Source organism: Streptomonospora litoralis (genome assembly GCF_004323735.1).
GTDB classification, from domain to species: Bacteria; Actinomycetota; Actinomycetes; order Streptosporangiales; family Streptosporangiaceae; genus Streptomonospora; species Streptomonospora litoralis.
Window position 1 is genome coordinate 3,018,590 of the sequence record NZ_CP036455.1, and the last position, 19,811, is coordinate 3,038,400.

Annotated in this window: 17 protein-coding genes; 8 read left to right on the plus strand and 9 right to left on the minus strand. The window is 74.0% G+C overall.

Annotated features, from left to right (window positions below; genetic code table 11):
• Positions 1–44 precede the first annotated feature (44 nt).
• The gene (locus EKD16_RS12975) at positions 45–698 is read right to left on the minus strand and encodes an HhH-GDP family DNA glycosylase (protein WP_131098620.1); all 654 of its coding nucleotides are present in this window, start codon (positions 696–698) and stop codon (positions 45–47) included.
• 92 nt (positions 699–790) lie between these two features.
• The gene (locus tag EKD16_RS12980; RefSeq protein WP_131098621.1) at positions 791–1,441 is read right to left on the minus strand and encodes an NAD(P)-dependent oxidoreductase; all 651 of its coding nucleotides are present in this window, start codon (positions 1,439–1,441) and stop codon (positions 791–793) included.
• 389 nt (positions 1,442–1,830) lie between these two features.
• On the opposite strand from EKD16_RS12980, the gene EKD16_RS12985 reads away from it, so the two are divergent.
• Positions 1,831–2,412 (plus strand): redoxin domain-containing protein, encoded by a 582-nt coding sequence (locus EKD16_RS12985; RefSeq protein ID WP_131098622.1) that lies wholly within the window; start codon positions 1,831–1,833, stop codon positions 2,410–2,412.
• Positions 2,413–2,418: 6 nt separating this feature from the next.
• Positions 2,419–3,321 carry a cytochrome c biogenesis CcdA family protein gene (locus EKD16_RS12990; RefSeq protein ID WP_131098623.1) on the plus strand — a complete coding sequence of 301 codons (903 nt, stop codon included), beginning with the start codon at positions 2,419–2,421 and terminating at the stop codon, positions 3,319–3,321.
• Between the two features lie 106 nt (positions 3,322–3,427).
• Here EKD16_RS12990 and mmuM read toward each other — a convergent pair whose 3' ends face one another.
• From mmuM to EKD16_RS13005, 3 genes are all read right to left on the minus strand, one after another.
• The gene (gene mmuM / locus EKD16_RS12995) at positions 3,428–4,333 is read right to left on the minus strand and encodes a homocysteine S-methyltransferase (protein WP_131098624.1); all 906 of its coding nucleotides are present in this window, start codon (positions 4,331–4,333) and stop codon (positions 3,428–3,430) included.
• A gap of 93 nt (positions 4,334–4,426) precedes the next feature.
• Positions 4,427–5,278 carry an urea carboxylase-associated family protein gene (locus EKD16_RS13000; RefSeq protein ID WP_131098625.1) on the minus strand — a complete coding sequence of 284 codons (852 nt, stop codon included), beginning with the start codon at positions 5,276–5,278 and terminating at the stop codon, positions 4,427–4,429.
• 28 nt (positions 5,279–5,306) lie between these two features.
• Positions 5,307–5,960 (minus strand): ThuA domain-containing protein, encoded by a 654-nt coding sequence (locus EKD16_RS13005; protein WP_131098626.1) that lies wholly within the window; start codon positions 5,958–5,960, stop codon positions 5,307–5,309.
• Positions 5,961–6,272: 312 nt separating this feature from the next.
• On the opposite strand from EKD16_RS13005, the gene EKD16_RS13010 reads away from it, so the two are divergent.
• Positions 6,273–6,704 (plus strand): SPW repeat protein, encoded by a 432-nt coding sequence (locus tag EKD16_RS13010; protein WP_131098627.1) that lies wholly within the window; start codon positions 6,273–6,275, stop codon positions 6,702–6,704.
• 75 nt (positions 6,705–6,779) lie between these two features.
• Here the strand turns inward: EKD16_RS13010 and EKD16_RS13015 are convergent, their stop codons facing one another.
• The 3 genes from EKD16_RS13015 to EKD16_RS13025 all read right to left on the minus strand — a co-directional run bounded on the left by EKD16_RS13015 (position 6,780) and on the right by EKD16_RS13025 (position 12,106).
• Positions 6,780–9,041 carry an ADP-ribosylglycohydrolase family protein gene (locus EKD16_RS13015; protein ID WP_131098628.1) on the minus strand — a complete coding sequence of 754 codons (2,262 nt, stop codon included), beginning with the start codon at positions 9,039–9,041 and terminating at the stop codon, positions 6,780–6,782.
• Between the two features lie 180 nt (positions 9,042–9,221).
• Entirely contained in the window at positions 9,222–10,430 is a 1,209-nt protein-coding gene (locus EKD16_RS13020) for a CaiB/BaiF CoA transferase family protein (RefSeq protein ID WP_131098629.1), read from the minus strand.
• A 152-nt stretch (positions 10,431–10,582) separates the two neighbouring features.
• Positions 10,583–12,106 carry a carboxyl transferase domain-containing protein gene (locus EKD16_RS13025; protein ID WP_131098630.1) on the minus strand — a complete coding sequence of 508 codons (1,524 nt, stop codon included), beginning with the start codon at positions 12,104–12,106 and terminating at the stop codon, positions 10,583–10,585.
• 1,182 nt (positions 12,107–13,288) lie between these two features.
• On the opposite strand from EKD16_RS13025, the gene EKD16_RS13030 reads away from it, so the two are divergent.
• Positions 13,289–14,236: a sulfite exporter TauE/SafE family protein gene (locus tag EKD16_RS13030; protein WP_131098631.1), complete on the plus strand. Its 948-nt coding sequence runs from the start codon at positions 13,289–13,291 to the stop codon at positions 14,234–14,236.
• 48 nt (positions 14,237–14,284) lie between these two features.
• On the opposite strand, the gene EKD16_RS13035 is transcribed toward EKD16_RS13030, so the two are convergent.
• Entirely contained in the window at positions 14,285–15,208 is a 924-nt protein-coding gene (locus EKD16_RS13035; protein ID WP_131102482.1) for a sugar-binding transcriptional regulator, read from the minus strand.
• A 250-nt stretch (positions 15,209–15,458) separates the two neighbouring features.
• Here EKD16_RS13035 and EKD16_RS13040 point away from each other — a divergent pair, with 250 nt between their 5' ends.
• From EKD16_RS13040 to EKD16_RS13055, 4 genes are all read left to right on the plus strand, one after another.
• On the plus strand, positions 15,459–16,457 hold the full coding sequence (locus EKD16_RS13040; RefSeq protein ID WP_131098632.1) for an alcohol dehydrogenase catalytic domain-containing protein: 999 nt from the start codon (positions 15,459–15,461) through the stop codon (positions 16,455–16,457).
• An 83-nt stretch (positions 16,458–16,540) separates the two neighbouring features.
• On the plus strand, positions 16,541–17,860 hold the full coding sequence (locus EKD16_RS13045; RefSeq protein WP_242677423.1) for an ABC transporter substrate-binding protein: 1,320 nt from the start codon (positions 16,541–16,543) through the stop codon (positions 17,858–17,860).
• Between the two features lie 67 nt (positions 17,861–17,927).
• Positions 17,928–18,875, plus strand: a complete 948-nt coding sequence (locus tag EKD16_RS13050; RefSeq protein ID WP_394347342.1) for a carbohydrate ABC transporter permease — start codon at positions 17,928–17,930, stop codon at positions 18,873–18,875.
• Positions 18,872–19,762, plus strand: a complete 891-nt coding sequence (locus EKD16_RS13055; RefSeq protein WP_131098635.1) for a carbohydrate ABC transporter permease — start codon at positions 18,872–18,874, stop codon at positions 19,760–19,762. The genes EKD16_RS13050 and EKD16_RS13055 overlap by 4 nt, the downstream gene beginning before the upstream one ends.
• Positions 19,763–19,811 lie beyond the last annotated feature (49 nt).

Here is a 19,811-nt window from a genome sequence, read left to right on the forward strand (position 1 = left end):
CCGCTCCACCGCGCCCGCCGGGCGCCCGCGCAGCGCGCCGGACCTCACGCCGCCTTCTCGCGGATCCGCTCGGCCAGCTCGTCCTGGCGGGCGATGCGCACCAGCCCGGCGCAGAATGCCGCCATGTCGTCGCCGGAGACCAGTTCGCCCAGGCCCTCGGCGGAAGTCGGCAGGCCCACCCGGTCGGCCCCCTTGCGGGCGAGCTTGTCGATGTAGGGGCGCAGCCACGGCCAGACCTGCTGCGCCTCGCGGCAGAAGATGTCGGCACCGGTGGGGCCCACGCCCTTGAACTCCTGCAGGCCCTTCGACAACCGGGTGCGCTTGCCGTCGGCCTCGTCGGCGAGCTTGCGCAGGTCGCCCCCGTACCGCTCGCCGGCGAACTCGGCGCACTCGCCGAGCCGGCTCGCGGTGCTCTCGTCGTAACGCACGTAGTGGCCCCGCCCCAGCGCGTCCACGCGCTCCTGCCAGCTCAGCCCGGCCATGCCGGAGGGCGTGGTGCCGCCGGCCTTGTTCAGCTCCTTCGCGGCGGCCACGGCGATGTCGGCCGAGATCCGCGTCGACGCCAGGTTGACCAGTACCAGCAGTTGCCACAGCGGCGCCGGCTTGTCGTCCAGGCGGATGCCCGCCTCCGCGGCCATCGTCGTGCCGACCTCGCCGAGCACCTGCTGTGCGATGTCCTTCTCGCGTTTCGCTGCCATTGCGCACGCTCCTTCGCCTGCGTCTGCCAAGCGCGTCCGGTCGGCGCCGCCCCGTCGGCGGCGGGACGCTCGGCTCGGGTCCGATGCCCGGTTCACTCACCCACGGTGAAGCGTTCGCCGAGGTGGCGGGGCGACTCGATCTCGTCGACCAGGGCCACCGCGTAGTCCTCGGCGCTGATGCGGCTGTTGCCCTGGGCGTCGGCGACCAGCCGGTGGGTGTCGGTGCGGTAGGTCCCGGTGCGCTCGCCCGGCTCGATCACCGCGGGCGGGCTGAGGTTGGTCCAGGTGACGTCGGTGACGCCGCGCAGGAACTCCAGCGCGTCGCCGTGGGCGTGCATGATCGCCAGCACGTCCTCGGGCAGGCCGGGCGCGTCCCAGACCTGCTTGCCCAGCGCGGTCTCCAGGCTCCCCGCGCCGCCGACCATGATGAAGCGCGGCGGCTCCTCCAGGTGGCGCAGCGCCTCGGTGATCGTGCGGGCCGAGGGCTCGACCAGCTTGCGGTGCCCGTCCCCGTCGCCGCCGCCCACTGCACTGACCAGCACGTCCTGACCGCGCGCGGCCGCGGTGACGTCGCCGGGATCGAGCACGTCGGCGGTCGCGGCGGTGAGCCGCTCGCCCTCGGTGTGCGGCAGGCGGCTGCGGTCGCGGGCCAGGGCGGTGACGGCGTGCCCGCGCGAGAGGGCCTCGTCGACGATGCGGGAGCCGATCATCCCGCTGGCACCGAACACGGCGATGTTCACCATGGCTGACCTGCCTTTCCATGTGGTCTTCTGCGCCGAACCGGCGGGCGCACGCGGACCGCGCCGCCGTCACGGGAGGGCGGCGCCCTGCGTGGCGGAAGCGGGCGCCGCCCGCTCGCCGGGCGGGCGGTCCGCGCCGCGTGCTGTGGTGCCGCTACCCACGACGGCGGCAGGGTGTGCGTCCGTGTGCGGGGAGAGTGCTCCCGCGCTGCGGCGTGCGGCGATGCCGGGGCGCGCAGCGCGGCCGCGCCGCTGCCGGGCAGATGCGGGGATTCGCACGTCTCCCGCGCGCCCGCGGTTCCGAATACACCGCAGACATCGGCACACCGGCTCGCAGCCCCCGCGCGGGTTCGGGCCCGGACGCCGCGGACGACGATCCGATCGAGGGATTCATGACGCACGACGCGCTCACACGGACCGGCCTCACGGCGGCGGCGCTGGCCGCCGCCTGCCTGCTCTCCGCCTGCGGCACCGGCGGTGCGCCCGCTGCAGGCGGCGCCGCGCCCGAGCCGGACTCGGCACCGGCCCAGGGCGGCTCGTCCGAGGGCGGCGCTTCCGGCGAGGTTCCCGCCGCGCTGGACTTCACCGCGGCGACCGTGGACGGCGGCGAGATCGAGGGCGCCGAGCTGAACGGCGAGCCCGCCGTGCTGTGGTTCTGGGCCCCGTGGTGCACCGTCTGCCGCGGGGAGGCCGACGAGGTCGCCGCCGCGGCCCGGCGCCATGCCGACGACGTGCGGTTCATCGGGGTCGCCGGGCTCGGCGAGACCTCCCGGATGCAGACCTTCGTCGAGGACACCGGCATGGGCGAACTGACCCACATCGTCGACGCCGACGGCGCGATCTGGTCGGGCTTCGAGGTCACCGGGCAGCCGTCCTTCTCCTTCCTGCGCCCCGACGGCACGTTCTTGACCCGCTCCGGTTCGCTGGGCGCCGAGGAACTGGACGGCTACATCGCCGACGAGCTGGGCGGCTGAGGCGCCGTGGACCAGATCCCCTACGCGATCGCCGCGGCCGCGGGCATGCTCGCGGTGCTCAACCCCTGCGGATTCGCGCTGCTGCCCGGTTACCTGGCGCTGCTGACCGCCTCCGGCGCGGGCGGCAGCGCTGCGCTCCCGCCCCAGGACGCGGCGGCGCGGTTGCGCGCGCTGGGCCGGGCGCTGGCCATCACGGCGGCCATGACCGGCGGCTTCGTCGCCGTGTTCGGCGGAGCCGGACTCGTCGCGGCCCCACTGGCCTCGACTCTGCACCGCTACCTGCCGTGGGCGACGGTGGTTATCGGCGTGCTGCTGGCCGGGCTGGGCGCCTGGCTGCTGGCGGGGCGCCGGCTCGGGCTGCTGGTGCCCCTGCCCTCACCCGGACGCCCCGACCGCACGCTGCGGTGGGCGGCGGGCTACGGCACGGTCTACGCGCTGGCGTCGCTGTCCTGCACGATCGGCCCGTTCTTCGCGGTCACGGCGAGCGCCCTGCAGCTGGGCGGCGCCGCCGCGGCCTTCGGCGCGTTCCTCGCCTACGCGGCCGGGATGGGCCTGGTGATCGGGGTGCTCACCGTGGCCGCGGCGCTCGCCAACGAGGGCCTCGCGGTACGGCTGCGGCGCGCGCTGCCGTATGCGACGCGTGCGGGCGGCGCGCTGGTGGCACTCGCCGGCGCCTACGTGGCCTACTACGGCTGGGTGGAGCTGCGGGTGGCGGCCGGCGGCTCGGCCGAGGACCCGGTGGTGGGCGCCGCCACCGCGGCGCAGTCGGCGCTGGCCCGCGGGCTGGACGCGCTCGGTCCCGCACCGCTCGCTGCGGTCCTGGTACTGCTGCTCGCGCTGGGCACGGGCGGCGCCGTGCTGCGTTCGCGGCGCAAGCGGTCGGCCGCGGCGGCCGGCGGGCGCGGCTGAGCGCGCCGTGCCGCCGCGGCGTGCCCTACCCCGCGGCCCACGCCTGGGGACGCCCCGGCTCCGCCGGTGCCGGGGCGTGGGCGACAATGCCGGGTTCGCGGGCCCGTCAGTCCAGGTGCGCGCGGACGGCGCGGATGTGCTCGGGTGTGGTGCGGCAGCAGCCGCCGATCAGCCGGGCGCCCGCCCGCTGCCACTCGCGCGCGGCCGAGCCGAAGGCGGCGGGGTCGCCACCGCCGCTCCAGGTCCCGCTTCGAGGGTCGAAGACTTCTCCGGAGTTGGGGTAGGCCACAGCCCGGACGCCGTGGACGCGTTCGACCAGCTCGGTGATGTGGCGCGGCGCGGTGCAGTTGGCGCCCACGGCCACGACCTGCGGGCGCCCGGCCAGCAAGGCGACGCAGTCCGCGAGGGGCGTACCGTCGCTGATGCGGGTGCCGTCGGCGCAGCTGAAGCTGAACCAGGCCCGCACGTCGGGAGTCTCCTCCAGCAGCCGCGCCAGCGCGCGGGCCTCGGCGTAGGAGGGGATGGTCTCGCAGGCCAGCAGGTCGGCGCCGCTTTCGGCGAGCAGGTGCCAGCGCTCCCGGTGCCAGTCGGCGAGGACGGCCGCCGCGGTGTCGGTGTCGGCGGCGTCCAGCCCGTAGTCGCCGGTGTACTCCGACCCGTCGGCCAGCGCCGCGCCGTAGGGGCCGACGCTCGCCGCGACGAGCCCGCCGCCGGCGTCGTCGCGGGCCTGGCGGGCCGTCGCCACCGACGACGCGATGAGGGCGCGCGCCTGTTCGCGGGTGAGGCCGCGGGCGGTGAAGCCGGGGATCGACGCCTGGTAGGAGGCGGTGATGGCCACGTCGGCGCCGGCGGCGAAGAAGTCGCGGTGGGCGCGGCGGACCACGTCGGGGTCGTCGCGCAGCAGCCGCGCCGACCAGAGGCCGCCGCTCAGGTCGCAGCCGAGGTCCTCCAGGTGCGTGGCCAGCCCGCCGTCGAGCACGAGCGTGCGGCCGTCGGCGAGCGGTGACTGCATACCGCCAGCCTATGCGCCCGCGGCGGCAGGGCGCCGGAAGCCGCGGCCCACCGCGAAGGCGGGCGCGCCCGGCTTCGCGGCTGATGCACCGCTTCAGAGGCCGCCCTCGCCCCACTGCGGCCGGCGGATGCCGTGCAGGCCGGCGTAGGCGGCCGGGCGCGGCGGCGACCAGCCCTTAAGCAGCGCTGATGCGGGGCGCAGCACCTCCACCGCCAGCGGGCGGCACACCGACAGCGGGTCGGCGGCTCCCGGGCCCCACAACTCCACCGACAGGTCGCCGCCGGGGCAGGTCGACAGCGCCATGAGCAGGTCGATCTCGGCGAAGAACGTGATGCTGTCGCCCGCCCGCGCCGGACTCGCCTTCATGAAGTAGCGGTCCTCCTCGTTGAGCCCGGTGCACTGGAACACGTTGAGGACGTCGTGCACGTCGAACTCGGTGAGCCCGTAGGGCAGCACGGCGCGGGTGAGGTTGGAGTGGCAGTGGAAGTCGAAGTCCTCGCCGGTCAGCATCCGGTTGACATAGGGGTCGCAGCGGGTGCCGAGCAGGTCGTGCACGCGGCCGCCCTCGGCGTCGGTGCCGTAGTCGGCCAGGCTGTCGGCGGTGACGGTGGCCATCGGGCGCAGGAAGGGCAGCGTGGACCAGAGGCGGTCGTGGGTGGTGATGTGGGCGGCCTGCAGTTGCCGCGTTCGCGAGGCCCACATGCGTTCGCGGGGGTCGTGCCGGTTCCACATGTTCAGATCTCCGACCTGGGGGCCCTCGGGTGTGCTGATGCGGCACAGGTGGCCGGCCGGCACCTCCCAGGCCCGGCCGGAGCGGATGGGCAGGGTGAAGGACTCGACGGTCTCGTGCCGGCCGTCGGCGTCGGCCAGGCGCCGGTAGAAGGCGCGGTCCGGCTCCAGCTCGCCGCCGGGGGCGGCCCTGTAGGCGGCGGGCGGTGATGCCATCGTCGGTTCCCCCTCGTCTGGCGTGCGGTTACCACGCGGCGGCATAGCGTATTCCGCCGAGCAGGTGGGTGCGGAAGTCCGGGTCGTCGTAGGCCCGTGCGGGGTGGCCCAGTGCGGTGTAGAAGGAGCGGCCCGCGCCGACGCCGCGGCACCAGGCCAGGGGGTGGCCGGGGCCCATGCCGCCGCCCCGGTAGGTGTCCTCATCGACGGAGAGCAGCACGTGGACGTCGGCGCGCGGGTCGTGTTCGAAGTCGTACCACTCGTCGGTGAGCGTCCAGGTGCCGCCGAGGTGGGCGGTGGAGGGGTGGTCGGCGTCCTCGACGTGCACGACCGCCCGCTGGATGTCGGGGTGGCGGGTGAAGCGGGCGCCGACGAGTTCGGCGTAGAACGGCCATTCGCGCTCGGCGGTGGCGGCGGCGTGGACGCCGCAGAAGCCGCCGCCGGTGCGGACGTGGTCGGCCAGGGCGGCCCGCCCGGCGCCGTCGAGCACCTCGCCCGAGGGGCTGAGGAACACCACCGCTCCGAAGCCGCTCAGCCGCCCGCGGCGGAAGGCCGCGGGGTCCTCGGTCGCCTCGACCGCGAATCCGTGCTCCTCCCCGAGTTGCCGCAGCGCCGACACCCCGGCCGGGATGGAGTCGTGCCGGTATCCGGTCGTGCGGGTGAACACGAGTACACGTTCCATGCGGTGCACCCTACGCGCGGGCGGAGGGCGGTGACACGGCGGCTCGCAGCGCCGCGGGGACCGCCCCCGGACGGCGTCCAGGCCGAGATCGGCCGGGTCCGCGTCGAGCACCGGGGGCGGGACACCGCGGCGCTATCGCCGCCGCTGCCGGCGTCAGCGCGGTGCGCGCTCGAATTGCGCGCTGATCAGCCGGGACGGGGCACACGGCGGATCCGGCAGAATTTATTCCGCCCTTATGCGGTATATGTGCCTCCCGGGCGGCTAGCAGGGTCGGCAAGGACGCAACCGTCTCGTTCTAGGAGGTGGACAGCCATGGCCGAGTCCACCAGGTCCAACATCGAACAGCACCCCGACATCATGGCGCTGCGGGCCCGCTCCGAGGCCGCGATGGCCAACCCCGGTGCGCAGGCCGCCGAAGGGGTCGGGCTGCTCACGGGCCTCTACATCGCGGCGTCGCCGTGGATCGTGGGATTCAGCGCCAACACCCCTCTCGCGATCAGCAACCTGATCGTGGGGCTGGCGTTCATGTTCATGCTCGTGGGCTTCGGTTCCGCGTTCGAACGCACGCACGGCATGAGCTGGGCGGCGGTCGGAATCGGGGTCTGGACCATCGTGGCGCCGTGGGTGGTCGCCGGTCCGGCGGCGGTCGGCGGCACCATCCTGAGCAACGTGATCGCGGGCGGCGTGGGCATCCTCATGGCGCTCGCCATCACGGGTATCGGCATGGCCAAGACCAAGCGCTGAGCAGGCGCCGATCGAGACGGGGCCGGTTTCCTCGGCGGGGACCGGCCCCGGTTGTGTGCTGTGCGGCCTCGGGCGTCAGCCGCGCCGCGGCGGCGGCGCGATCCACTTCGGCAGCGGTTCGCGGGCCGCGCGCCAGTCGGCGGGGACGCCCGCGATCCCGCCGCGGGACGCGGCTACGCCTCCGGCGATGGCGGCCGTGGTGTCCATGTCCCCGCCGGCCCGGGCGCAGGCGCGCACGGCGGCGGTGAAGTCGCCGGGGTGGGCGGCCGCGGCCCAGAGCGCGAAGGGGACGGTGTCGGCGGCGCTGACGCGTGCGCCGTTGCCGAGTTCGCGGGCGGCCTCCTCGGCCGGTGCCCCGAGCAGCGCCGCGGCCCGCTCCAGGCCGGAACGCACCGGGCCGTCGCCGATGCCGGCGCGGGCGGCGTCGAGCAGGTCGGCGCCGCCGAGATCGGGGTCGGCGGAGGCGGCCGAGGCCGCCAGGGCCACGGCCACCGCCCCCGCGACGCCCGCGGGGTGGGCGTGGGTGACCTCCGCCGACAGCGCCGCCTCGGTTCGCGCGCGATCGGGTTCGCCGCCGAAATAGGCGCCCAGGGGCGCGGCGCGCATCGCCGCTCCGTTGCCGAGGGAACCCGCGCCGCCGAACTGGGCGGCGGCCGCGGCGCGCCAGGGCGTGCCCGCGCCGATGCTCGTGAGCAGGCCGCGGGTGCCGCGGCCGTAGCCGCGCTCGGCGTCCCAGCGGGCGGCGAAGACGCGCGCCAGCTCGTCCTGGTCGATGCGGCCGAGGCGGGCGAGCACGTCGACGATGCCGCACGCCATCTCGGTGTCGTCGGTCCAGTGCCAGGGGGCGGCGGGCAGCGTGTCGGCGCCCGGGTCGGGCGCTCCGGGCGCGAAGAAGCGCTCGCCGAAGGCGTCGCCCACCGACAGTCCTTCCAGCGCGTCGCGGGCACGGGCGTCTGCGGCGGGATCGGAAGTGTGTGTCCCCGCGTGCTGCGCGGCGGGGCCGCGGTGTCCCCGCGAGGAATCGGGCGCGGCGGCGTCGCGGTCGGCGTCGCGCAGGTGGCGGGCGGTGTCGGCGGCCATGCGGGCGCGGCTCTTGGTGTAACCCGCTTGGCTGGCGAAGGCGGCCTTGGACACGTGGTTGGCGTCGTCGGTGCGGGCGCGGCGGGCCAGCCGGTCCAGTTCGGCCAGCTGCGCGCGCAGTTCGTCGGACTGCTCGGATCGTGCGGCGGTCAGCTGGTCGGCGAGCCGCCGGCGCGCCTCCGCAAGGCCGCGGGACGCCTGTTCGCGCTCTCCGCGCCGCAGCGCCTCGCTGGCCTGGCGTTTGGCGGTCTGGACGTGCTGGAAGGCCCGTTCGGTCTCGACGGCGGGGGCGGGCACGCGTCCCGCTGCCGCGTCGCCGGGCACGACGTTGACCGAGACGGGCAGGGTCGCGGTACAGGTGCTCAGGCTCGCGGGGTCGACGTAGGTGGCGACGAGTTCCGCGACCGTCGCCAGGCCCAGCGACGGTATGCCCGGTACGCCCAAGCGGAGCAGGAGGCGGCGCCGCTCGCCGGAGTAGAAGTCGCCGAGATCGATCATGACCGAGCCGTCGTCCAGCGCGGTCGACGGCAGCTCGCCCACGACGGCGACCTCCTTCACGCAGGAGGTGTCGGGCTTGACGCGCAGGGACGCGGCCTGGGCGGTCTTGGACAGCAGGTATTCGGCCTCGCGGGCGATCTGCGCGGCGGCGGTGTCGGGGTCCTCGGCGAACAGGGCGCTGCCCGCGCCGCCGTCGGCGATCGCGCCCAGCAGTTCCTCGTCGAAGCCCAAGCCGTAGCCGAGCGTGGTGGTGGCCACGCCCGCGGCGTAACCGGTGCGGGCGCAGTCGGCCAGGGCGGCGTGCTCGGTGATGCCGACGTTGGCGTGCCCGTCGGAGACCAGCAGGAGGGTCGCGCCGCTGTCCGCGGATGCGCGGCGCGCCTCCTGGATTCCGCGCAGCAGGCCGCTGGAGAGATCGGTGCTGCCGCCCGGCCGCAGGCCGCTGATGCGGCGGCGCACCGACTCCTTGTCGTGCAGTGGCCCGGCGGGGACCTCCACGCGTGCCTGGGAGTCGAAGGTGACCAGGCCGAATTTGTCGGTGGGGTCGAGGCGGTCGATCAGCGACAGCAGCGCCGTGACGGCGCCTTGGAGCTTGGAGCCGCGCATCGAGCCGCTGCGGTCCAGCACGACCTGCAGCGTGGCGGGAGCGCGTTCGGTCTCGGCCTGTTGATGCGGTGCCGTCACGTCGAGCAGCACGGTGACGTGGTCCTCGGTGTCGACCGGGACGACGTCGAAGTCCAGCAGCGCGGACAGGTGCATGAGGTGGCTCCTTGCTCGGATGCTGCGGAATATACCGCCGCCGTCGGCGCAGCGTTGCGCTTCGTACCGGCCGACTCCGGCCGCCCGGCCGATGCGGCGCCGGACGCGCCGGGTGGCGCGCCCGGTCGCCGTCGCCTCCCGCGTGCTCGGGGGTGCCGCTCTGCAGCCTGTCGAACGCCCTCAGCCCGCGGCGCCGGGCGCCGCCCCGTCCACCCCGTCCAGCCAGGCGCGGACGCTGTCGTTGTGCTCGCCCAGGCGCGGCGGCGGGCGGTGGTCGGGCGGAGTCTCCGAGGACGGGTCGGCGGGGTCGCTGAAGCGCACCGCCGAGCCGGGCAGCTCGATGCCGCCGAGCACAGGATGCTCGACCTCGGTGACCAGGTGCTGGGAGCGGGCCTGGTCCCATTCGTAGACCTGGTCGACGGTGCGGATGGCGCCGCAGGGGATGCCGATGGCGCCGATGCGCTCCAGCCAGGTGTCGCGGTCGGCGGTGGCCAGCACGGCCTCGACGGCCTCGTTGAGGGCGGGCCGGTTGGCCACGCGCGAGGCGTTGTCGGCGAAGCGCGGGTCGTCTGCCGCGATGCCGAGCAGCCCGGCGAACTTGGACCACTGGCCCTGGCTGGCGACGGCGACCTGGAGCATGCCGTCGGCGCAGGTGTAGGCGCCATAGGGGGCGATGGAGGGGTGGTGGTTGCCGATGGCCTGCGGTACCTCGCCGGCGACGGTCCAGCGGGTGCCCTGGAAGGCGTGCACGCCCACGATGGATGACAGCAGGGAGGTGCGCACGACGCGGCCGCGGCCGGTGCGCTCGCGCTCGTAGAGGGCGCTGAGGACGCCTTGGGCGCCGTTCATCCCGGCCAGCAGGTCGCCGATGGGTACGCCGACCTTGGTGGGTTCCGCGGGCGAGGGCCCGGTGAGGCTCATCAGGCCGGCCTCGCCCTGGGCGATCTGGTCGTAGCCGGCCCGGCCGCCCTCGGGGCCGTCGTGGCCGAAGCCGCTGATGGAGCACAGCACCAGCCGCGGGTTCAGCTCGGCCAGGCGCTCGGCGGAGAAGCCGAGCCGGTCCAGCACGCCGGGGCGGAAGTTCTCCACGAGCACGTCGGCGGCCCGTACCAGCCGGGTCAGCACCGAGGCGCCGTCGTCGGATTTCAGGTCGAGCTCGATGGACTCCTTGTTGCGGTTGCAGGACAGGAAGTAGGTGCTGATGCGCTCGTCGTCGGGTCCCACGAAGGGCGGGCCCCAGCTGCGGGTGTCGTCGCCGGTACCGGGCTGCTCGACCTTGATCACGCGCGCGCCCAGGTCACCCAGCAGCATGGCCGCGTGCGGCCCCGCCAGCGCGCGCGACAGGTCGACGACCACGGTGCCGCTCAACGGTCCATCGGTTGTGCTCACGTACTCCCCCACCGGACGAGGCCCCGCCGCCGGGTGCTGCGGCCGGTCGGCGGCGGCCGTGCTGTTGTATACGATCCCGTCATTGTGCCGATGGCCTCCCGCCGCGCCGTCGGCGCCCCCCGTCCGCGCCCGTCAGGGCCCGCCGGCGCTGGTCATCCGGGCAGGCCCAGGCGGCGGTAGCGCCGGTGGCGCAGCGCCAGGCGTTCCCGGGGGTCGGCGCGCAGCAGCTCGGAGAGCTCGTGGTGCAGCATGTGGCCCATCCGGACGCAGAAGGCCTCGGGGGCGTCGGCCGCGTCGCCGTGCTCGGCGACGATCCGGTCGACGATGCCGTCGGCGCGCAGCCGGCTGGAGTGCACCCCCTGGCTCTCGGCCAGTTCGGGGGCGCGGTCGGTGGTGCGGTGCACGATGGCGCTGGCGCCCTCCGGAGGGAGCGGCGAGAGCCAGGCGTGTTCGGCGGCCACCACCCGGTCTGCCGGTACCAGGGCCAGCGCCCCGCCGCCGCTGCCCTGGCCCATCAGGACCGCCAGCGTCGGAGCGCGCAGCGTGACCAGTTCGGCCAGGCAGCGCGAGATCTGCCCGGCCATGCCCTGCTCCTCCGCCTCGCGGGAGAGCGCGGCGCCGGGGGTGTCGATCACGGTGACCAGGGGCAGCCGCAACTCTTCGGCGATGCGCATGCCGCGCCGCGCCTCGCGCAGGGCCGCGGGCCCCAGCGGGTGGTCGGTGCTCTGCCGGGAGCGGTCCTGGCCCAGCAGCACGCAGGGAGCGCCGCCGAAGCGGGCCAGCGCGAGCAGCAGGCCGGGGTCGGCCTCGCCCTCACCGGTGCCCTTGAGCGGAACGACGTCGCCGGCGGCGCGCCGCAGGAGATCGCGTACGCCGGGGCGTTCCGGGCGCCGGGAGCGGGTGATCGACTCCCAGGCGCCGACCTCGGCGAGGGGCTCGTCGGGGGGCTCGGTCTGCGGTTGCGGGGCGGCCGCCGCGTGGCCCTCGGGTGCGGATTCGGATCGGGCGAGCAGCACGTTCAGCGCACGGTCGGCGATGGCGGGCAGGTCCTCGACCCCGATCACGGCGTCGACGAGGCCGCGCCGGTAGAGGTTCTCCGCCGACTGCACGCCTTCGGGGAAGGGGGTGCCGTAGAGCTGCTCGTAGACCCGTGGACCGAGGAAGCCCACGAGCGCGCCGGGTTCGGCGACGGTGACGTGGCCCTGGGACCCCCACGACGCCAGGACGCCGCCGGTGGTGGGGTGGCGCAGGTAGACGAGGTAGGGCAGGCCGGCCGCCTTGTGCTCGGCGATGGCGGCGGAGATCTTCACCATCGTCAAGAAGGCGACCGTGCCCTCCTGCATCCGGGTGCCGCCGGAGGCGGGGGCGGCCAGCAGCGGGAGCCGCTCGGCGGTGGCGCGCTCGACGGCGCCGACCAGACGCTCGGCGGCGGCCACCCCGATCGAGCCCGCGAGGAAGGAGAACTCGCAGGCCAGCACGGCCACGCGGCGGCCGCGCAGCCGTCCCTCACCGGTGACGACGGCTTCGTCGCAGCCGCTGCGCTCGCGCGCCGCGGCCAGTTCGGCGGCGTAGCCGGGATCTTGGGCGACCTCCAGGGGCGGCCCGTCCCAGGAGCGGAACGAGTCCGCGTCGAGTGTGGCCTGCAGCAGTTCGTGCGCGCCGTATCCGCGGCCCATGGCACCTCACCTCCGACGGCCTTCGCAGCCGGTCACCGCCCCGTCGGTGCGGGGCCAGGGCCCTGACTCTAGAGGAATGTCGCCGGTGTCTTCGGAAGTGGGGGCGGTCACAGCGGGCGGTCACGGCAGAGCGCCGGCGGTCGGTGCAGGCGGCTTCCGTGCATGGCGCGGGGTGCCCGCCGGTGGCGCGTGCGGCGGCGGGGCGGCGTTGGGCTCGGCGCGGCTTGGCCCGTCTATCGCGAACTTATGGTCGCAGGAAAGCGTGTTCCGCGGTCATAAGTTCGCGATCATCGCCGGATGGACCGGCATAGGGGACATACCGGCGCCGGTGGGCCGGCTGGGTGTCGCCGTGTTCCGGCCGGGCCCGCGCAGCCAGGAGGGCCGCGTGGTGTGGCGCGGTCGCGGGGTGCTCACACGTCCCGGGGGTGCGCCGGATCGGGCGACGACGCGTCGCTGGTTGCGTCCGGGCGCGGCCGCCGGGGGCTCAACCGCCCGAAGGGGCGAGCTTTTGGGGGCCTGCCCGTTTTGCGGGCGGCCTCGGCGGGCGCAGCGGCCACGAGGTGCACGAAAAGTCGACGCCGGGGGCGTTTTCGCGCTATTCGGCGCGCCTCGTGCGCCCTCGCCGCAGCAGCGCGGGGGCGGGCCCACCGGGAATTCGGTCATTGGTGGGTAAAACACCCCGCTTTGTTTCGTATCGCGGAAGGACGGTGCGAGGGCGGCACCTCGGGGCGGCCCGAGGCGCATGCCGCCGCACGTACGTGCATCTCGTGACCCCCACCCGGCCGCATGACCGCCGCCGACCGCCCCGCATCAGCCCCGCATCAGCCCCGCGCCGACAACCGGACGGCCCCGGGCTCGACCACCCGCGGCCGAGCCCCGGCCCCGCCGCCGCCACCGGCGGCGTCGTCGCCCCTCGTCGGCCGCCGCCACCGGCGAGCACCCGAACCGATGACCGCGGAACCGGCCCACCGGCGCCCTCGCCGCCGCCGTTCCCCGTCAGGCCGCCCGCCGCTCGGCAGACCACAAGGCCGCCCAGCGAACCGTTCCCGCCGTGCGGGGTACCTGCTCCGACCGACCGCCCCTATTGTCCCCTTGTTCGGTAGGAAAAAACGAGATTACTATCGACTCGATTCTCCACTAATCCTGTCGAGAAAACCGGGTAAAAACGGAAAGCGGCACGGTATGCACACGCTCGTCCTCGTCGCCCTGGTCGGGCTGGCGGCGCAACTGGTCGACGGCAGCCTCGGGATGGCCTACGGCGTCACGTCGACCACGCTGCTGCTGGTGGTGGGCACCACGCCCGCGGCCGCTTCGGCGACGGTGCATCTGGCCGAGATCGGCACCACGCTGGCCTCGGGTGCCGCCCACTGGCGGCTGGGCAACGTCGATTGGCCGGTGGTGCGCCGCATCGCCCTGCCCGGTGCCGTGGGCGCCTTCGCGGGTGCCACCGTGCTCAGCCGGGTCTCCACCGAGGCGGCCGCGCCCGTGATGGCGGGGATTCTGCTCGCCCTGGGCTGCTATGTGCTGGTGCGCTTCACCTTCCGGAGCCTGCCGCGCCCACGGTCGGGCGCACCCGTGCGCCGGCGCCTCCTGGTTCCGCTGGGTCTCGTCGGCGGATTCCTCGACGCCACGGGCGGGGGCGGCTGGGGGCCGGTGGGCACACCGGCGCTGCTGGCCTCGGGACGTACCGAGCCGCGCAAGGTGATCGGCTCGATCGACACCAGCGAGTTCATCGTCGCCGTGGCGGCCAGCGCGGGGTTCCTCGTGGGCCTCGGCAGCTCCGGGATCAACCCGCTGTGGGCGGGCGGGCTGCTCATCGGCGGCGTGGCGGCCGCCCCCGTCGCGGCCTGGATCGTGCGGCGGGTCCCGGCGCGGGTGCTCGGTTCGGCCGTGGGCGGGTTCATCGTGCTGACCAACGCGCACACGCTGCTGGGCGCCGTGTGGGCCGATCCGGACACCGCCGCGGCGGCCGGCGTCTACGCCGGGGTTGTTCTGGCCTGGGCGGCGGCACTCGCCTGGTCGGTACGCGCCTACCTGGCCGAGCGCGCACTGCCGCCGGCGGCCGCGCCTACCTCCGCACCGCGAGTGGAGGCGGCCGAGCGCGACCTTCCCCGCTCGGCCGCCGGCTGACGCGCACCCCGGCGGCCGGCGGCACCGGTCTACTCGCCCCGGGCCCGCTCAGCCCAGCAGCTCGCGGGCCGTCGCCGCGTCGGTGACCAGCGTGGAGATCAGCCCGCTGCGCAGCACGACGCCGATGGCCTCGGTCTTGCCCGGGCCGCCCGCCACCGCGACCACCTCGGGCACCCCGGCCAGTTGGGCGTCGGTGATGGCCAGCACCCGCTCGTCGAGCTCGCTGTGCACCCGCGTGCCCTGCGAGTCGAACAGCTGCGCGGAGATCTCGGCGCGCACGCCCCGTCGCCGCAGGTCCTCGCGGGACTCCGCGTCCAGGCAGGAGAACACCGTCGAACTCTGCTCGTCCCAGCCGCCGATGGAGACCACGGCCTTGGTCAGCCCGTCGAAGCGGTCGAAGGCGCCGGCGATGCCGGGGTCGGAGCGCAGTGCGCGGGCCGTGGTGGCGTCGGGCAGCACCAGCGGGGCGTAGATCGGGTAGGCCGGTCCGCCGGAGAGCTGCGCCGCGCGCAGCACCGACTCCACGGAGCCCTCGCTGGCGTCCTCGCCGTAGGTGCGGTGCGAGACCACACCGCCCAACTGCACGGTCGTGCAGCGCGCCAGCCGGGTCAGCTCGGCGCCCACGGCGTTGACGGTGCGCCCCCAGGCGAGTCCGAGCACGTCGTCGTCGGCCACGATCTCGGCCAGCAGGTCGGCGGCCACCGAGCCGAGCCGCCGGTGGGTCTGGGCGGGGTCGTCGGAGCCGTCGACGACGATGGCGCGCTCAAGCCCGAAGGCCGCGCGCACCCGGTCGGAGAGGTCGGCGTCGATCTGGGCCGGCACCCGGATGGAGATCCGCACGATCCCGCTCTCCCGGGCGGTCTCCAGGGCGCGGGCCACCTTGAAGCGGCTCACGCCGAACTCCTCGGCGATCTCCACCTTCGAGCGCCCGTCCAGGTAGAAGCGGCGCGCGACGGTGGAGACCAGCACCATCTCGGCGGGCCCCTTGAACTGGTCTTTCTCCTGCTGCGCCGCATCGTTCTCGGCACCTTCCCGCCGCGTTCGCGCGATCCCGCTCATCTGATCACCGTTCCGCTCATGCGTGAATCATACGTTGACATCGCGTTTCGGATGGGTTTTGAATGTTTCTCATCACATGAGCAATGTCTCGCTCATGTGAGCGGAAGTAGCTGTGTATCCGTGTGCAGGTATCGGCACACGCATCCGTGAACGAGGAGCGACCGTGCGCGCAGCCATCATCGAACGCCCCGGAACCGTCACGGTGGGCGACCGCCCCGACCCCACCCCCGCCGACGACGGTGTCGTGGTGCGCGTCCGCGCCTGCGGCATCTGCGGCACCGACCTGCACATCGCCGACGGCGAGTTCCCGCCCAGCCCCTACCCGCTCGTGCCGGGCCACGAGTTCGCCGGCGAGGTGGTGGCCGTGGGCAGCCGCGCTCCGGGCGGCCTGCGCGAAGGCGACCGCGTCGCCGTCGACCCCTCCCTGTTCTGCGGCCACTGCGCGTACTGCCGGGCCGGACGCGGCAACCTGTGCGCCAACTGGGGCGCGATCGGCGACACCGTCGACGGCGGTTTCGCCGAGTTCGCGGCCGCCCCCGCGGTGAACTGCCACCGCCTGCCCGACCACGTCGGCGACCGCGAGGCCGCGCTGGTCGAACCGCTCTCGTGCGCGGTGCACGGCGTGCGCCGCATCGGTGTGCACGTCGGCGAGCGCTTCCTGCTCGTGGGCGCGGGCACCATGGGCCTGCTGCTGCAGCAGCTTCTGCAGCAGGGCGGCGCCGCGGTCACCGTCGTCGACCGCAACACCGAGCGCCTGGAACTGGCCAAAGCGCTGGGCGCCGCCGCGACGGCCGCCGACACCGCGGAACTCGACGGCGAGCGCTTCGACGCCGCCGCCGACGCCACCGGCGCTCCCGCGGCCATCGAGGCCGCGTTCGACGCGCTGCACCGCGGCGGCCGGCTGCTGGTCTTCGGCGTGGCCCCCGACGACGCCCGCGTCGCGCTGTCCCCGTTCCGCATCTACAACGACGAGATCACCGTGGTGGGCTCCATGGCCGTGCTGCACAGCTACGGCGCCGCACTCGACCTGCTCGCCGCGGGCCGCCTGCGCACCGCCGAACTGCTCACCCACGCCCTGCCGCTGGCCGAGTTCCCCGACGCGCTCGGCCTGATGCGGGCCGGAGCCGGGGTCAAGGTGCAGGTCCGGCCCGACGCCGCCTGAGCAGCCCGAAGCCGACCGTGGAGAAGGAGACCCCCTTGCCGAACACGAAACGGCGCCCGCGCCCACTCGCCGCCGCGGGCGCGCTGGGCCTGACGGCGGCCCTGCTGTCCGGCTGCGCGGGCGCGGGCGCCGTGGCCGCCGGCGACGGCGGCACCACCCTGGTGGTCGCCATCGTGTCCAACCCGCAGATGGAGGACGCGATCTCGCTGCAGGAGGACTTCAAGCAGGAGCACCCGAACATCGACGTCCAGTTCGTCTCGCTGCCGGAGAACGAGGCCCGCGCCAAGATCACCACATCCGTCGCCACCGGCGGCGGCGAGTTCGACGCGGTCATGGTCAGCAACTACGAGACCCGGCAGTGGGCCGAGTACGACTGGCTGACCAACCTGCAGCCCTACATCGAGAAGACCGGCTACGACGACGAAGACTTCCTGCCCCCCATCCGCGAGGCGCTGTCCCACCAGGGCGACATGTACTCGGTGCCCTTCTACGGGGAGTCGTCGTTCCTGGTCTACCGCAAGGACCTGTTCGAGCAGGCCGGGCTGGAGATGCCGGCCGACCCCACCTGGGCCGAGGTCGCCGACCTCGCCGCGGAGCTGGACGACCCCGAGTCGGGCACGGCCGGGATCTGCCTGCGCGGCCTGCCCGGCTGGGGCGAGGTGATGGCGCCGTTCAACAGCATCCTGCACACCTTCGGCGGGCGCTGGTACGACCAGCAGTGGAACGCCGAACTCACCTCTCCCGAGTTCCGCGAGGCCGCCGAGTTCTACGTGAACCTCGTGCAGGAACACGGCCAGCCCGGCGCGGCCACCAGCGGGTTCGGCAACTGCCTGACCCACTACAGCCAGGGCAGGGCCGCGATGTGGTACGACGCCACCGCGATGGTCAGCACCGTGGAGGACCCCGACTCCAGCAAGGTCGTCGGCCAGAACGGCTACGCCCCCGCCCCGGTGGCCGAGACCGACTACGGGGGCTGGCTCTATACCTGGTCGCTGGGCATCCCCGCCAGCTCCGAGCACAAGGACGCGGCCTGGAAGTTCGTTTCGTGGATGACCGACAAGGAGTACACGGAACTCGTCGCCGAGGAGTACGGCTGGGAGCGGGTGCCGCCGGGGGCCCGCGCCTCGACCTTCGAGAACCCCGAGTACCAGGAGGTCGCCTCGGCCTACGCCGACGTGATGCGCGAGAGCATCGCCGACGCCGACCCCCAGCACCCGACCAACCGGCCGACCCCCTACTCGGGCATCAACTTCCTGGCCATCCCCGAGTTCCAGGACCTCGGCACCCGCGTCAGCCAGCAGTTGAGCGCCGCCATCGCCGGCCGGATCACGGTCGAGGAGGCGCTCCAGCAGAGCCAGCAGTACGCGCAGTCGGTGGGCGACAGCTACAAGGAGGACCAGTGAGCATTCCACGACGCCGCCGCCTGCGGGCGGCCGCCACGGTGCCGGGGAGGGGGCGCAGGTGAGCGCGATCGCCACGGCGCCGGACCGCCGCCCCTCGCAGGCCGAGCAGGCCCGCCAGGCCCGGCGCGCCGAGCGGGCCCGCGGGTGGGCGCGGCGCGCCCCGCTGCTGCCGGCGCTGATCTTCACCATCCTGGTCACCCAGCTGCCGTTCCTGTTCACGATCTTCTACTCGCTGCAGTCGTGGAACCTGCTGCGGCCGGGTTCGCGCCAGTTCAACGGGCTGGCGAACTACGCCGCCGTGCTCACCGACTCCCAGTTCCTCGGCGCCGCGCTGAACACCGTGGTCATCACGGCCTCGTGCGTGCTGATCGCGATGGCCGTCGGGATCGGCCTGGCGATGCTGCTGGACCGCGCCTTCCTCGGGCGCGGCGTGGTGCGCACCATGCTGATCACCCCGTTTCTGGTCATCCCGGTGGCCACCGCGCTGCTGTGGAAGACCAACATGTTCGACCCGGTCTTCGGGCTGGTGGGATTCGTGCTGACCCCGTTCGGGCTGGGTGACGTCAACTGGGTGTCGCAGTTCCCGGTGGCGTCGGTGGTGACCGCTCTGGTGTGGCAGTGGAGCCCGTTCATGATGCTGCTCATCCTGGCCGGGCTGCAGAGCCAGGGGCGCGACGTGATCGAGGCCGGACAGGTCGACGGCGCCAACAAGTGGCAGATGTTCACCGACGTCACGCTGCCGCACCTGCGCCGCTACATCGAGTTGGGCGTGCTGCTGGGCTCGATCTACGTGGTCAACACCTTCGACACGATCTACATGATGACCCAGGGCGGACCGGGCACCGCCAGCTCCAACCTGCCCTTCTACATCTACCAGCGGACCTTCCTCGGGTTCGACATCGGGCAGTCGGCGGCGATGGGCGTCATCGTGGTCGCCGGCACCATCGTCGTGGCGATGCTGGCGCTGCGGCTGATCTTCCGCACGTTCATGTCCGACCAGGAGGCGACATCGTGACCGCCACCGCCCCCGCCCCACGGCCCGCGGCCGCCGCCTCGCCACCGCGCCCGCCCCGGGCGCGCCGCACCCGGCGCGGCGGCGCCGGCGGTGCCGCCTTGACCGTGCTGACCTGGGCCATCGCCCTGGTCTTCGTTTCACCGGCGCTGTGGATGGTGCTGACAGCCTTCAAGACCGAAGGCGCCGCGCAGACCGATCCGCCCACCCTGTTCTTCGAGCCGACGCTGGAGCAGCTCGCCGGAGTCCTCAGCGCCGACTTCCTGCCCTACCTGGGCAACTCGCTGATCGCCACCCTGGCCTCGACCGCGCTGGTGCTCGTCCTGGGCACCCCGGCCGCCTACGCGCTGTCGATCCGGCCGGTCAAGCGCACCAAGGACGCGCTGTTCTTCTTCATCTCCACCAAGATGCTGCCGCTCGTGGCGGTGGTCGTGCCGATCTACGTCGCGGCGGCCGAGGTGTCCATGCTCGACAACATCTGGACCCTGGTGGTGCTCTACACCGCGATGAACCTGCCGATCGCCGTGTGGATGCTGCGGTCGTTCTTCCTGGAGGTCCCCACCGGCGTGGTCGAGGCCGCCCAGATGGAGGGGGCGAGCCTGCCGCGGGTGCTGTGGTCGGTGATGCTGCCCATCATGGCGCCCGGCGTCGCCGCAACCGCGCTGATCTGCATGATCTTCGCCTGGAACGAGTTCTTCTTCGCGGTGAACCTGACGGCCTCCCAGGCGGCCACGGTGCCGGTGTTCCTCGTCGGGTTCATCACCAGCGAAGGGCTGTACTGGGCCCAACTCGCCGCGGCGGCGACGCTGGCGTCGCTGCCCATCGTGGTCATCGGCTGGATGGCCCAGCGCCAGCTGGTGCGCGGCCTGTCGATGGGCGCGGTGAAGTAGACCCACCCGGACGGGGATGCGGGCGGCGGTGGTGTCGCGGCCGGTGTGG